The organism is Cyclobacterium sp. SYSU L10401 (assembly GCF_010993705.1).
Lineage (GTDB): Bacteria > Bacteroidota > Bacteroidia > Cytophagales > Cyclobacteriaceae > Cyclobacterium.
The window spans coordinates 284,398-299,543 of record NZ_WOFO01000001.1; the positions used below are offsets into that span (position 1 = coordinate 284,398).

Below are 15,146 nucleotides of genomic sequence, written 5' to 3' on the forward strand. Positions count from 1 at the left end.
TTTATCGGTTAAGTAGGCCCAGATTCCAGGCAATGAAAGTAAGTGTATTGATTAAAGTCAGGATAAAGGTGGCATTGATCCGGCTGGTATTGGTTTGTAGAGCCCTTGCTTTATCCGGTTCGACATATAGGATGTCATTTTGCTGCAGGTAGAAGTAGGGAGAGTCAAGGATGGCTTTGTCGTTTAAATTGAGCCTTGCTGTTATTCTTTCATCTCCCACTTCCCGCATCAACAGTATATTTTCCCGCTTACCAAAGGGAGTCATATCACCTGCCAGTCCTATGGCTTCAATAACATTGATTTTTTCGGAGGGAACAGAAATGGTACTTGGATTATTTACTTCTCCGACCACTGTTATTCTGAAATTTATGATCTTGATATTTACTATGGGGTTCCGAGCTTCAGTTTCCAAAAGCTTTACCATTTTGTCAGTAGCTTCTTCCAGGGTCAATCCTGCCAACTTTATTTTTCCGATAATAGGAAAGCTTATTTCCCCATTGTTATCTACCCGATAGCCTTCATTGAGTTGACTGGTAACGTTGGCTTGCCCTGCCGTGCTACCTATATTGGCCAATACCCCACTGTTAAATAGTAAATTGGATTCGGGATTTAAAGTGCTTACCGTAATACTCAACAGATCTATTGGTTGAATCCTGGGTTCTGCTGAATTCCGGATTTTTTCAATATTTACATCTTCCTGATGGAGATCACTCATGTAAATCAGGTTCCTGGTAGAGCATGCTCCCAGGAAAATCAATGCCATTAGTCCGGTGAGAAATAAAGGTTTCATTTGTTAAATTTTGATTTTGCAATAAGTGCACATTTAAAAACGGATACCCAAGGATAAGCGCAGCTTCGCCCGGTCAGTCACAAAAACTTTGGATATTAAGGTGTAGGAAGTCTAAAATATCTACTCTGGCTGAATTGAATCCATTTGCATTGGTGGTATTTTCACCCGGCTGCTTTCGTGGATTCATTGTGTACTTGGTAGTCGCTTACTAATATATTTGTGCCCTCAGCAAAAATTTTAATGGTTTAAAATAATTCTCCGATATAATTACCTAATCTCCTAAAATAATACCTGTAGGAAAACCACAAACTGTTCTGTCTGTCCAAATATTCAATGTTACCTGCTAAATATACAAATGATTTTTAAAATCAGTAATAAAAAGCCTAAAAAAATGTATTTTAAATATTTAAATATGCTGTTTAGATGATTTAAAGTAGGCGTAAACATTTAACCCGGATGATGTATTAGGTTTCGTTATGACGGCTGAAATTGCAAGAAAATCAGGCAGTTTGGAAACGGAGGCATAGCACCGCTATGGTGAAGTTGAAAACCGAAACTAAGTGACTGATTATGAAGTAATTTCAGTCTGCAATAGAATTCCTAATGCGTATTTCGAATTTAAAGTATAGAATGTTTAGTAGACCTATAGCTCATGGAAGTACTAAATGGATAAGGTCTTTTTAATTGATTTTTTTTAATATTTTTGAAAAAATCATTCCTTTAAAAAAGAAAAACGAAACGGGCCTGGGAGGTTGGAAATCTGGTAAATAGAATGAAAAAGTAGTGAATAAAAAAGGTGATCCGTTTCCAGATCACCCTTAATCATTCAATTAATTTAAAGCTACATTATCATTTAGACAGATCGAATCGGTCCAAATTCATGACTTTATCCCATGCGGCTACGAAGTCTTTTACAAATTTTTCCTTGCCGTCACTGCAACCATAGACTTCTGCAATGGCCCTTAATTCTGAATTGGAACCAAAGATCAGGTCTACCCGGGTACCGGTCCATTTTACGGTACCTGTTTTGCGGTCCCTGCCTTCAAACAGCTTGTCAGAATCGTCAGCAGCCTTCCAGCTGGTTCCCATGTCCAGCAAGTTCACAAAGAAATCATTGGTAAGTACACCGGGTCTTTGGGTGAAAATCCCGTGTTTGGACCCGTCAAAGTTGGTATTCAATACCCGCATGCCACCGACCAAAGCGGTCATTTCAGGTGCGGTAAGGCTCATCAATTGAGATCGGTCTACCAACATCTCCTCGGCAGCAACTTTATGCTGCTCCTGTTGGTAATTCCGGAAGCCGTCTGCGGCAGGTTCCAGAATGGCAAATGATTCCACATCGGTCTGCTCTTCGGTAGCATCTGTCCTACCGGGAGTAAAAGGAACTTCTATTTCATGACCTGCTTCCTTGGCAGCCTGCTCTATTCCTGTGCAGCCGCCCAAAACAATCAGGTCGGCAAGTGATACTTTCTTGTTGCCGGATTGGGATCCATTGAAGGTTTCCTGAATCCCTTCCAGCTTATCCAACACCTTGCTCAACTGACTTGGGTTGTTTACTTCCCAGTCTTTCTGGGGAGCAAGCCGGATTCTGGCCCCATTAGCGCCTCCTCTTTTGTCAGATCCACGGAATGTAGAGGCAGAAGCCCAGGCAGTACCGACCAGTTCTGAAATAGAAAGACCGGTATCCAGGATTCTTTTTTTGAGGTCGGCAATATCCTTGCCGTCTATCAATTCGTGGTCCACTGCAGGTACAGGGTCTTGCCAGATCAGGTCTTCCTGAGGTACTTCTGGTCCCAGGTAACGGGCGCGTGGTCCCATGTCCCGGTGGGTCAGTTTAAACCAGGCTTTGGCAAAAGCATCGGCAAACTCATCGGGATTCTCCAGGAAGTGTCGGGATATTTTTTCGTATTCGGGATCCATGCGCAAGGCCAGATCTGTTGTTAACATAAACGGCGCATGGCTCTTGGAAGGATCGTGGGGATCGGGCACGGTTCCGGCTCCAGCGCCATCTTTTGGCCGCCACTGATTGGCTCCGGCAGGGCTTTTGAATAGTTCCCATTCGAATCCAAACAGATTTTCAAAGAAATTGTTGCTCCATTTGGTAGGGGTAGTGGTCCAGGCACCCTCGAGTCCACTGGTAATGGTATTGTTTCCGTTTCCTGACCCCAGGGTGGTTTTCCAGCCCAGTCCCATTTCCTCAATGCCAGCTGCTGCTGGCTCTGGCCCAACGTATTTGGTAGGATCTCCTGCACCGTGTGTTTTGCCAAAGGTGTGACCACCGGCAATCAGGGCGACAGTTTCGTAATCGTTCATGGCCATTCTGCCGAAGGTTTCTCGGATGTCGCGTGCAGCTGCCACCGGGTCAGGTTTTCCGTTTGGTCCTTCAGGATTTACATAGATAAGACCCATTTGTACGGCTCCCAGGGGATTTTCCAATTCCCGGTCTCCGGAATACCTTTTGTCTCCCAGCCATTCTGCTTCTGAGCCCCAATATACGTCTTCTTCGGGCTCCCATACGTCTTCTCTTCCTCCGGCATAACCATAGGTTTCAAGTCCCATAGATTCCAGGGCCACATTACCCGCCAGAATCATCAAATCTGCCCAGGAAAGGTTTTTGCCATATTTTTGTTTGACAGGCCAGAGCAACAAACGGGCCTTGTCAAGGTTAGCATTGTCTGGCCAGCTGTTCAGTGGAGCAAATCGTTGGCTCCCTGTGCCACCGCCTCCGCGGCCATCAGAAATCCGGTAAGTACCTGCGCTGTGCCAGGCCATCCTGATGATAAAGGGCCCATAATGGCCGTAATCCGCCGGCCACCAGTCCTGGGAAGTAGTCAGCACTTCTTCCAGTTCCTTTTTTACCTCAGCCAGATCCAAAGAATTAAAAGCTGCAGCATAATCAAAGTCTTCGCCCATAGGATTGGACAAGGAAGAGTGTTGTCTGAGTATATTTAACTTCAGCTGATTGGGCCACCAATCGCGGTTCCTTGTTCCTCCACCGGCACTTTGTTTCAATGCACCTCCGTGAAAAGGGCATTTCGCCAGACTATCATTGAAGTCTGATAGCTTTGCATTTGGGTTTGTGTTGTTTTCCATAACTAAGAATCGATTTATTTTTGAGCTTTATGTTCTACAAGGTACCAATTTTTTTATGTATGTAAATTTTTTTTCGATAGAAAAAATCTATGGGTCTTATCTGTTCTCTATGGCTTTAAAATCGGGGCCAGGCAGGGGCGGATTTGAACAGATTTATACCTTGTCCGGATTTGCGGGAAGCGCCATGACGGTCAGGGTCGTCACTGCGAGGGTGCAGACCTGGATTCGGTCGAATAGAACAAAACGCCCCGGCACCCGCGGCAGTCTAAACGAGGACGTATGCACCATTCCGATCTTCCCGTCCTTTCTTCGATATCCTTATGTTCGTACTTCGGGCCAGATTGCTTCGCTGGCGCTACCGATGACGTGTTTTTACCACCCCCTGTCTCCCCCTCCTGAAAACAGGAGGGGGCTGGGGGGAGGTGATTTGATGTCACTCTTTATTTTTTTTTAACATATTGATTTTTAAATAGTTATAAACAAATACCGTCATCCTGATTTCTGCGTTTAAAAAAAGTTAATTCTCGCAATGACGGCAGATTTTTTGGCTGAGCTTGTCGAAGCCCGACTCGGCTCAGTAACCATCGCAATGACGGTAGTTACCCGAAATTCCGGTTTCAAGCCAAAAAAAAGCGGCTGTCCGTCGTGAACAGCCGCTTTAGGCTTTTACTCTGAATGAACAAGGATCAGCTTCCGCACATTTCGCAGTCATCCGGGTTATCCAGCGAACAGGCGATGGCATCCTGATGCTGCTTTTTGTGTTCAGGATCCTCCACCTCAGTGGTTTTACCGGAAAGCTGGGATTTGTCTACGGTAAACTGTATGGCACTGCTGGCGGCTTTGGATCTCAGGTAATAGATGCCTGTTTTTAATCCTTTTTTCCAGGCATAAAAATGCATGGACGTCAATTTGCCAAAATTGGGTTCTTGCAAGAACAGGTTCATGCTTTGGGATTGACAAATATAGGCCCCCCGGTCAGCAGCCATATCTATGATCACCTTTTGAGAAATTTCCCAGACCGTTTTGTAGAGGTCCTTCAGGTGTTGGGGGATTTCCGGGATATCCTGAACCGAGCCATTGGCCGCGATCAACCTGTTCTTCATGTTGTCGTTCCACAAGCCCAGGCGGATCAAATCTCTCATGAGGTGCTTGTTGACCACCACAAATTCCCCGGATAGTGTCCTTCTGGTATAAATGTTTGAAGTGTAAGGTTCAAAGCATTCATTGTTGCCCAATATCTGGGAGGTAGAGGCAGTAGGCATGGGTGCCAGCAACAGGGAGTTGCGGATACCATATTTGTCTACTTTTTGTTTCAACTCCTGCCAGTTCCACCGTCCTGATTTTGGTTTCACTCCCCAAAGGTCAAATTGAAAAAGCCCCTGAGAAACCGGAGAACCCTCATAGGTTTCGTAGGTTCCGTTGAGTTTGGCCAATTCCATGGAAGTTTCCATGGCCGCAAAATACATGGTTTCGAAAATGTCTTCATTGAGGCCCTTGGCTTCATCCGAATCAAAAGGCATGCGCAGCAGGATAAACGCATCTGCTAATCCTTGTATGCCCAAACCTACCGGTCTGTGCCTGAAGTTGGATTTTCTGGCTTCCGGCACCGGGTAATAGTTGACATCTATTACCTTATTGAGGTTTCGGGTCACCACCTTGGTGATTTCATAGAGCTTCTGGTGATCAAAGTATTTTTTACCATCCTTTGCTGTCAATACAAATTTGGGCAAGGCTATAGATGCCAGGTTACACACCGCTACCTCATCGGGAGAGGTATATTCCATGATCTCCGTACAGAGGTTGGAAGACTTGATGGTGCCCAGGTTTTTCTGGTTGGATTTGCCATTGGCTGCATCCTTATACAGAATATAGGGAGTGCCAGTTTCTATCTGGGATTCCAGGATTTCAAACCAGAGTTCCTGGGCTTTAATGACTTCTCTTGCACGGCCCTCTTTCTCGTATTTCTCATAAAGCCTTTCAAATTCTTCTCCATGGCAATCCGCCAGGCCGGGAGCTTCATGGGGGCAAAACAGGGACCAGTTTTCATTGGCCTCCACCCTTTTCATAAAGAGGTCTGACACCCACACGGCATAAAACAAGTCTCTGGCGCGCAATTCATCCTTGCCATGGTTTTTCTTCAGATCCAGAAAGTCCTTGATATCGGCATGCCAGGGTTCCAGGTATATGGCAAAACTGCCTTTTCGCTTTCCACCACCCTGGTCCACATACCGGGCAGTCATGTCAAAATTTCTCAACATGGGCACGATTCCATTGGAAACCCCATTGGTACCTCGAATATAGGAACCTTTGGCCCTTACATTATGGATAGAAAGACCGATTCCACCAGCTGATTGGGATATTTTGGCACATTGCTTCAAGGTGTCATAGATCCCATCTATGCTGTCGTCCTTCATGGTCAGCAGGAAGCAGGAGGAGAGTTGGGGTTTTGGCGTACCGGCATTAAATAGGGTAGGTGTGGCGTGGGTAAACCATTTTTGGGAAAGCAGGTGATAGGTCTCTATGGCTGCATCCAAATCCTCCTTGTGTATGCCGATGGCTACCCGCATCAGCATGTGCTGTGGCCGCTCCACCACCTTGCCATCCAGTTTGATCAGGTAACTTCTCTCCAGGGTTTTGAAACCAAAAAAATCGTAGTCAAAATCCCTGCTGTAGTCGATTACTTCGTCCAGCCTGGCGGCATGTTTTTTGACGATACCATATACATCCGGTGCAATCAGGGCGGCATTTTCATCCGTTTTTGGATTGATGTAGGTATACAGCCTTTTCATGGTATTGGAAAAGGACTGGCTGGTGGTTTTGTGCAGGTTTGAAATAGCTATCCTGGCGGCCAAAATGGCATATTCAGGATGCTTTACGGTTAGGGACGCACAGACCTCCGCTGCCAGGTTATCCAGTTCAGTAGTGGTCACCCCATCGTACAAGCCATCAATTACTTTTTTGGCCACTTCTATGGGCTGGATGTAGCGGGCATCCAATCCATAACAAAGGTTTTCGATTCGGGTCGTAATTTTGTCAAATCGGACAGATTCTCGCCTGCCATCTCTTTTGATTACTAACATGCTTTAATTAATTAAGGTGTTTAAAAAATGCTTAAAAGTCTTCTTCTACGGAAAATTTCCCTGAACTGGAGTTGCTGTCTTTGTTTTTCATCACTCCTGCTTTTTGATAATCCCCCACTCTTTTCTCGAAGAAATTGGTTTTTCCCTGAAGGGATATCATGTCCATGAAATCAAATGGATTGGTACTGTTCCAAACTTTGGAACACCCCAATTCCTGTAGCAGCCTGTCTGCCACAAACTCTATATATTGACACATTAAGGTGGCATTCATCCCGATAAGCCTTACCGGCAAGGCATCCGTGACAAATTCTTTTTCTATTTCTACCGCATCTTTGATGATACTGGTGACAGTTTCTTTAGGCAACTTATTGACCACATGATCGGTATACAGATGGCAGGCAAAATCACAATGCAGACCTTCATCCCGTGAAATCAATTCATTGGAGAAAGTCAATCCCGGCATCAGTCCCCTTTTCTTCAACCAGAAAATAGAGCAGAAGGAGCCTGAAAAGAAAATTCCTTCTACTGCCGCAAAAGCAATAAGTCTTTCTTGAAAATCCCCATTGTCAATCCATCTCAATGCCCATTCTGCTTTTTTCTTGACACAGTCCAGGTGCTCAATGGCATTGAGCAAACGCTCCCGTTCAGCAGCATTTTTAATATAGGTATCTATGAGCAGACTATAGGTCTCGCTATGGATGTTTTCCATGGCAATTTGGAAGCCATAGAAAAATTTCGCTTCTGTGTACTGAACTTCTGACACAAAATGCTCAGCCAGGTTTTCGTTAACGATGCCATCACTGGCAGCAAAGAAAGCCAGTACATGAGAAATAAAATGCCTTTCTCCATCACTTAGATTTTTCCAGTCATTCAGGTCTTGACCCAGATCAATTTCTTCTGCTGTCCAAAAACTCGCTTCTGCCTTTTTGTAATACTCCCAAATGTCATCGTGTTGGATAGGAAATAAAACAAATCGGCTATTGTCTCCCTGCTCTAAAATAGGTTCTGGCTTCATCATTCCAATTGGTTTAATTTTTTTATTTTAATGTATTTCTTGTGGAAGGCTTTTAAGCCTTCATAGGTCCGCTAAGCGTACTTGCCTGGTTTTGGTAACAAAACCTTAACAAATATGGCTAAGAAAATTGTAAATGTAAAGCGAAAAATACTGCCATAAGCCAAATAGTTGACCAATGGTCAATAGGGTATAAAAGATTGAATAATAGCAGTTTAATCTTACCTAATAACAACAATACTTTAACCATTATTGGCTGTATATGGGGATAGAACTTTTTTCAAATAATTTCAAAATATCGAAAACCGGATCAATCAGCCCCATTTTTTGACTTATGGTCAAAAAATAGGATACCCTGGTAGTTTTAAAAATTTGCTTATCAGGAGGTTATATTAATTCCATCCATTTTATAGAATGGAAATTGAATATGGCTGCCTGAAAGATGCATTTGGTGGTCTATCCAGGTGGTTAAGTCATTCGAAGCCGGCTAAAGGTCAATTAATAATTCACTTTTCTTTTAAGTATCTCTGTATTTTTCTTATATTTGCACCTCATTTTGATAATTGTAATATATCAAACCATTATGTACGCAATAGTTAACATTTCCGGTAAGCAGTTTAAAGTAACAAAAGATCAGCACATCTTTGCACCAAAAATGCAAGGTGAAGTTGACGCTTCCGTAGAATTCGATCAGGTGCTGTTGGCAGATGACAACGGTACAGTATCGGTAGGCGCTCCCTTACTGGACGGGGCAAAGGTATCAGGAAAAATTCTTGATCATGTGAAAGGTGACAAGGTAATTGTTTTCAAGAAAAAGAGAAGAAAGGGTTACAAAAAGAAGAATGGTCACAGACAGCAGTTCACGAAAGTATTGATTGAAGATATTGTATTGTAAGCTTCCGAAAGGAAACACTAAAAATAAATGAAATTATGGCACATAAGAAAGGTGTAGGTAGTTCCAGAAACGGTAGAGAGTCTGAAAGTAAAAGACTTGGTGTAAAAAAATTCGGCGGTGAATCAGTTATTGCCGGAAACATTATAGTAAGGCAAAGAGGGACAAAACATCATCCCGGAGAAAATGTAGGTCTGGGAAAAGACCATACCATTTTTGCTTTGGCTCCTGGAAAAGTAGCCTTCAGGAAAAAACATGACGGCAGATCTTATGTAAGTGTTCTGCCAATTGACGCATAATTCCATTCCGTATGGAGAAATGAAAAGGCCTTTAGTAGATAGAGGCCTTTTTGTGTTACCCATAAAGAAGGATTTTAAATTAATTTAATACTTATTCTAATTGTCCTTTTTTGGATATCTCCCTGAGCATCAGGGAAAATTTGTTTGATTTATGAACTACACGGAAAATTACAAAGGGATTAAGGTAGATGTACAGTCTGTACACCTTGATCTCAATGAAGGCATTCAGGGAGAAATCAGGTCTTCAATAGATAAACTATCAAAATTCACCCACAACATCAATGCTGTTGATGTTTACTTCAAAAATGAAGGATCAGGCGGTACCGCAGTCAGCGTGGTAGGCATGCGTGTGGGTATTCCGGGGCCGGATGTATTTGCGGAGGAAAAGGGAGAGCATTGGGTTCCTTTATTAAAAGATGTCGTAGACAAACTGGTCAGGCAACTTAAAAAAGCAAAATAGACAGTTTTATAGGGCTTCAGTTTTCAAAAAAGACTGAAGCTTTTTATTTCCTCCCAAAAATAGACCGCATTTTGAGGAGAAATAAGCAGTATAATGGCAATGCCAAACACCGCCCCAAAGAAGTGGGCATCGTGATTGATGTTGTCATCCGCAATTTTTCCTTTATAATAGGCATATCCCAAAAATAATATTCCCAGAATAAAGCCGGGAAGACAAAAGATGCCGAAAATACAAATATCCGAAAGGGGCATTAAAACAATGCTGGCAAAAACGGTGGCTGAAGTCCCCCCGGAAGCACCCAGGGCGTGGTAGGAGGGATTGTCCTTTTCCTTAAAATAGGTGGGTAGGTCTGCAATGACTATGGCCAGCAGATAAAAGGCAATAAAGCCAAGGGTTCCCATGCTTTGTCCAAACTTATACATCAGGTATTGCTCCACCACATTTCCGAAGAAATAAAAGGTAAACATATTGAATAGCAGGTGGGTCCCATCTTTATGAATGAATCCGGAAAGCAAAAACCTCCCATATTCTCCATTTCTGCTGATGACATAAGGAGTAAACAGGCTGCGTTCCATTAAACCCGGATTTTTCCAGGCATAGTAGGATACCAGAGAGGTTAGGATAATGATGATGAGAGTCAGGCTTATTTCCATAGTATTTTTTAATTCTCCCGCGTAGCCAGCTTGCGGGTAAGGCTCCATAGGATTTGCAAAGCCTCTGGTTTTTGAACCTTTATGTTCGCCAGTTGGTTAAATCCCTTTTCAAAAAAATCAGCCATAAGATTCATGGTTTTTTCCCTGATTTCCAGTTGCTCGTAAATGGCTGTTACCGCCTTTACTTTTTCTGCCGGATCAAATTCTTTCGCAGCAAGCCATTGTTCGAGTGCGGCTTTCTCCTTTCCTGCTGCCAGTTCCTTTGCCTTGATTAATAAGTAGGTTTTTTTATTGGCCAGGATATCACCTCCCACCTGTTTGCCAAACTTTTCTTTATCTGCAAAGACGTCCAGGAGGTCGTCTTTCAATTGGAACCCAATGCCTATGTTGACACCAAAGTCATACAGGTGAAGGGCGTCTGACTCGCTTGCACCGGCCAGAACGGCCCCTAGCTGGAGGGAGAATCCCAGCAATACAGCCGTTTTTAACCGGATCATGTTGAGGTATTCCTCTTCAGAAACCTGATCCAGGCTCTCAAAATTCATATCCAGCTGCTGTCCTTCACATACTTCTGCAGCTGTTTTACTGAACAATTTCAGGGCGGGGTGGAGTTTGTCAGTTTCCACTTCGAGCAGCATTTCATAAGCCTTGACCAACATCACATCTCCGGATAGAATGGCCGTATTGTCATCCCATTTTTCATGCACTGTCTGTCGGCCCCTTCGGATGGGGGCATTGTCCATGATGTCATCATGCATGAGGGTGAAGTTATGAAAAACCTCAATGGCTGCAGCGGGAGTAAGGATTTTTTGGTATCCGTCCTTAAACAAGCCGTAGGAGAGGAGGGCTAAAAGGGGTCTGATCCTTTTGCCACCAAGCTGCATCAGGTAGCTGATGGGCTCATATAGTTCCTTTGGCTCACCCTCAAAATTGAGTTGGAGGATATGTTTTTCCAGCGTATCCCTGATTTCCTCCAGTGCTTTTTCATTTATCATCGTTTGCAAATTCCAAATCTATGGTCCTTCTGTCAATATCGGTTCGGGTAACCCTGACCCTTACCTTGTCCCCAAGGGTGATCATTTTTTTGTTTTTTGACCCAACCAATCGCATGTTTTTTTCATCAAAATCATAGTAATCGTCTGTCATGTCCTGCAGCCTTACCATTCCTTCACATTTGGTTTCTGTAATTTCTACATAAACTCCCCATTCGGTGACTCCGGTGACAATCCCTTCATAGTCCTTTACTTCTGCCAGCTTCATGTATTCTACCTGCTTGTATTTGATGCTGGCTCTTTCTGCATCTGCAGCTCTTTTTTCCCTTTCGGAAGAATGCAGACATTTTTCTTCCCAGGCCTGATTTTCAGGTGGTTTACCTCCATCCAGGTAGTGCTGCAATAAGCGGTGCACCATCAGGTCGGGGTACCTCCTGATAGGAGAAGTAAAATGGGTGTAGTGCTGGAAGGCCAATCCAAAATGCAATTTGGGTTCGGTGGTGTATTTGGCTTTGGCCATGCTCCTGATGGCCAGCTGTTCCAATACGTTCTGCTCAGGCCTGCCGGCAATCTCATCCATCAGTTTGTTCAGGCTGTTGGAAACCTTCTTTTCATCACTGATCTGTACGTCATGCCCAAATTTTCTGGCAAAATTGGCAAAAGTGTTGAGCTTTTCCAGGTCCGGATAATCATGGATCCGGTAAACAAAGGTGCTCTTGCCTTTGTTTTTGTCGTAGATAAACTGAGCCACTGTCTTGTTGGCCAAAAGCATGAATTCTTCTATCAGCTTGTGCACATCCTTGCGTTCCTTGATGATCAGGCCCACAGGTGTGCCTTTTTCGTCCAGCCGGAACTTTACTTCAACCGTCTCAAAATTAATAGCTCCTTTCTTAAATCTTTCTTTCCGGAGCTTTTGGGCCAGGGTATTGATTTTTATCAGATCGGTGGCAAACTCTCCTTTGCCCTGGTCCATGTTTTCCTGGGCTTCTTCATAGCTGAACCTGCGGTCGGAGTGGATAACGGTCCTGCCTATCCAGAAATTTTTTACCTGCGCCTGCTCATCCATTTCAAAGACACAGGAAAAAGTAAGTTTATCCTCATTTGGCCTCAGTGAGCACAATCCATTGCTCAGCCTTTCAGGAAGCATAGGAATGGTCCGATCTACCAGATAAACAGAAGTGGCCCTGTCATAAGCTTCTTTTTCCATGAGGGTTTTGGGTTTTACATAGTGGCTGACATCCGCTATGTGTACGCCGATTTCCATATTCCCATTGTCCAGGTAACGGAAGGAGATGGCATCATCAAAATCCTTGGCATCTGCAGGATCTATGGTAAAAGTACTGATACCTCTGAAATCTTTCCTTTTTTTCAATTCTGCGGAAGGAATATTTTCCGATATGCCATCTGCTTCAGCTATGGCATCTTCGGGATATTCAAAGGGCAGACCAAATTCGGCCATAATGGAGTGTATTTCCACTTCATGGTCTCCTGCTTCCCCAAGTACCCGAATGATGGTGCCAATAGGGCTTTTGTCCCCTTCTTTCCAGCCGCTGAGCTTGACCACCACCTTTTGGTTGTGTTGGGCTCCGGCCAGGTCTGATTTCTTCACGAAAATATCGTGGTGCATTTTTTTAAAATCAGGTACCACAAAGGCAAATCTGGGGGAGATTTCCACGCGGCCTACAAATTCATCCCTGCTGCGTTCGATGATCTCCAGTACTTTGCCTTCTCTTTTTCCGCCCCTGCCCTTCTGGGGCAATACCATTACCCGAACCTTGTCTCCATCCAGGGCCGTTTTCAGATGAGCCTCTTTCACCATGATATCATCTTCCTTCTTCTCTTTGTCTTCGGGGACGATAAAAGCGAAACGGGCATTGACATAATCCACTTCTCCTACGATAAAATCGGGGTCTGCAGCTGAAGCATACAAATTTCGCGGGTTTTTGGAAATGTTTCCTTCCGCCAAGAGCTCCTGAAGGGCATCAGACAATAAGCTTTTTGTGGCAGCATCCCTGAGTGAAAGCTTTTTGATAAGTTGTTTTTCAGCAAATTCTTCTCCGAAATTGCTATCAAAAAATTGAGTCAACTGGTGTTTTAACCGTGACAAATCTGAGGTTTTTTCCCCCTTTTTTTTGAATCCTGATTTTTTTCTTCCTGAATTTCTTCCCATAAAAATTTATTAATATAATAAAGGTAATCATATTTATTTGAAATCAATCCTGAGGGTCGTTGGCAGCATGCTCATCCAGGTTGATGATTTCAAATTCCAAATCTCCCGGAAGCCCCTGATAGGCAAGGTAGATCCTGGCAGTTACTTCTACATCCCGCAGACAATATTTTCGGATATTGTCCAGGTCATTTTCCTTGTAATATACGGTATTCACCATGCTGCCATCAATGCCTTCCTTGGAGCTGGGGATATCAAATATGGCTGCCAGCAAATCCAACCTTGTATAGTGCTTGTAATCTCCGAATTTCCAGAGTTCAAGGGTGTCCAGGTGACGGATTTCCCAGGGACGTTTGCCTGCCAATTGCAAGACATCGGGTAGGGGTATCCTGTTGATCAACATCCTCCGGCAGAGGTAAGGGATGTCAAATTCCTTGCCATTGTGTGCGCAAATCATCCATTCTTTTTTGCAAAGTAATTCCCGGAATTCCCATAGTGTATGGTGTTCCGTTTCTCCATAAAATGACTTGGTCCGGTATTGGAGCAGGTCATCTTCTTTGCGATAGGTGAAATACCCTACTCCAATGCAAATAATTTTGCCAAATTCAGCATAAATTCCTGCTTTTTCAAAATACAAGTCTTCGGGGCTACTCTCCTCCTGTGGCTGTATGTGCTGGGATTTTTTATGCCATTCCTCTTGCATCCTGGGGGATAGGGCATCCAGATTTTCCGCTCCGGAGATGGTTTCCAGATCCAAAAAAAGAATGTCATTCAGTTTTTCAAAAAAGTTGGCCATAGGCATTTGTGCTTTGTTGGGCTATTCTGGGCTGTTGTGGCATATGAGTATGGATGCTGCAACCAAGCGTTACAAAGATAAACTTTTTATCAAAAAATTAATTCATAAAGCCTTGAAAGGCATTGATTTCATTGACTTTTTTCAGGTGACCAGGGCTGATCTACGAAATCCATGCTAAAAAGCCGTGCCAGGTGCCCCTTGACCTTAAGCTTTACCTCGGCTTCATCTACCGGTTTACCCACTTCCAGGTGTAGGGAGGTGACGGCTTTATCAGAGATTCCGCAGGGCACAATATGCTTGAAATAACTTATATCTGTATTCAGGTTAAAGGCAAAGCCATGCATGGTTACCCAGCGGCTGGACTTAACCCCAAGGGCACATATTTTTCTGGGATGACGCTGATGGATATGGTCTATCCAAACTCCGGTAAGCCCCTCAATTCTTCCAGCCTCTACACCGTAGTCTTCCAGCGTAGCAATGACCGCTTCTTCCAAAAATCTCAGGTATTGGTGTATATCTGTAAAGAAATTGTCCAGATCCAAAACAGGGTAGCCTACCAACTGCCCGGGACCGTGGTAGGTAATGTCTCCTCCCCGGTTAATGGGATAATAGCTCGCTCCGAATTTTTCCAAACCTGCCGCATCCAACAGGAGGTTTTCAGGTTTCCCACTCTTACCCAGGGTATATACATGGGGATGCTCTACAAAAAGCAGGTAGTTCGGCGTGATTTGCTGAGAAGAAGCTTCCAGGTTGCGGTTGTTGATCTTTATGGCGATGGTATCGGCAAAAAGCTTTTCCTGGATGTCCCAGGTTTCCCTGTAATCTTTCTTTCCCAGGTCTTTATAATATACTTTTTTATTGATAAATTGATTCACCTTTTCAATTTTGTTTTTCCAAATATAGGGATTATAA

At 43.8% G+C, this 15,146-nt stretch carries 12 protein-coding genes; 3 read left to right on the top strand and 9 right to left on the bottom strand.

The features are described from left to right. Position 1 precedes the first annotated feature (1 nt). The 4 genes from GL182_RS01170 to GL182_RS01185 all read right to left on the bottom strand — a co-directional run bounded on the left by GL182_RS01170 (position 2) and on the right by GL182_RS01185 (position 7,981). Complete coding sequence (locus GL182_RS01170) at positions 2–790, bottom strand: polysaccharide biosynthesis/export family protein (RefSeq protein ID WP_240469503.1); 789 nt, start codon at positions 788–790, stop codon at positions 2–4. 849 nt (positions 791–1,639) lie between these two features. Beyond that, complete coding sequence (gene katG / locus GL182_RS01175; protein ID WP_163377738.1) at positions 1,640–3,883, bottom strand: catalase/peroxidase HPI; 2,244 nt, start codon at positions 3,881–3,883, stop codon at positions 1,640–1,642. A 686-nt stretch (positions 3,884–4,569) separates the two neighbouring features. Further along, the gene (locus tag GL182_RS01180) at positions 4,570–6,963 is read right to left on the bottom strand and encodes a ribonucleoside-diphosphate reductase subunit alpha (protein WP_163377739.1); all 2,394 of its coding nucleotides are present in this window, start codon (positions 6,961–6,963) and stop codon (positions 4,570–4,572) included. Positions 6,964–6,994: 31 nt separating this feature from the next. Next, a complete protein-coding gene (locus GL182_RS01185) occupies positions 6,995–7,981 on the bottom strand; it encodes a ribonucleotide-diphosphate reductase subunit beta (protein ID WP_163377740.1) in 987 nt (328 codons plus the stop codon). A gap of 577 nt (positions 7,982–8,558) precedes the next feature. On the opposite strand from GL182_RS01185, the gene rplU reads away from it, so the two are divergent. The 3 genes from rplU to GL182_RS01200 all read left to right on the top strand — a co-directional run bounded on the left by rplU (position 8,559) and on the right by GL182_RS01200 (position 9,626). Further along, entirely contained in the window at positions 8,559–8,870 is a 312-nt protein-coding gene (gene rplU, locus GL182_RS01190; protein WP_163377741.1) for a 50S ribosomal protein L21, read from the top strand. A gap of 35 nt (positions 8,871–8,905) precedes the next feature. Continuing rightward, positions 8,906–9,166, top strand: coding sequence for a 50S ribosomal protein L27 (rpmA, locus tag GL182_RS01195; protein WP_163377742.1), 261 nt, complete (start codon positions 8,906–8,908; stop codon positions 9,164–9,166). A gap of 151 nt (positions 9,167–9,317) precedes the next feature. Next, positions 9,318–9,626 (top strand): HPF/RaiA family ribosome-associated protein, encoded by a 309-nt coding sequence (locus tag GL182_RS01200; RefSeq protein ID WP_163377743.1) that lies wholly within the window; start codon positions 9,318–9,320, stop codon positions 9,624–9,626. Positions 9,627–9,649: 23 nt separating this feature from the next. Here GL182_RS01200 and GL182_RS01205 read toward each other — a convergent pair whose 3' ends face one another. From GL182_RS01205 to lipB, 5 genes are all read right to left on the bottom strand, one after another. Further along, positions 9,650–10,279 carry a rhomboid family intramembrane serine protease gene (locus GL182_RS01205; RefSeq protein WP_163377744.1) on the bottom strand — a complete coding sequence of 210 codons (630 nt, stop codon included), beginning with the start codon at positions 10,277–10,279 and terminating at the stop codon, positions 9,650–9,652. An 8-nt stretch (positions 10,280–10,287) separates the two neighbouring features. Then, on the bottom strand, positions 10,288–11,274 hold the full coding sequence (locus tag GL182_RS01210) for a polyprenyl synthetase family protein (RefSeq protein ID WP_163377745.1): 987 nt from the start codon (positions 11,272–11,274) through the stop codon (positions 10,288–10,290). Further along, a complete protein-coding gene (rnr, locus tag GL182_RS01215; protein ID WP_163377746.1) occupies positions 11,264–13,441 on the bottom strand; it encodes a ribonuclease R in 2,178 nt (725 codons plus the stop codon). Before rnr ends, GL182_RS01210 begins: the two co-directional genes overlap by 11 nt. 43 nt (positions 13,442–13,484) lie before the next feature. Continuing rightward, positions 13,485–14,234: a 3'-5' exonuclease gene (locus GL182_RS01220; protein ID WP_163377747.1), complete on the bottom strand. Its 750-nt coding sequence runs from the start codon at positions 14,232–14,234 to the stop codon at positions 13,485–13,487. Between the two features lie 128 nt (positions 14,235–14,362). After that, positions 14,363–15,109 (bottom strand): lipoyl(octanoyl) transferase LipB, encoded by a 747-nt coding sequence (gene lipB, locus GL182_RS01225; RefSeq protein WP_163377748.1) that lies wholly within the window; start codon positions 15,107–15,109, stop codon positions 14,363–14,365. Positions 15,110–15,146 lie beyond the last annotated feature (37 nt).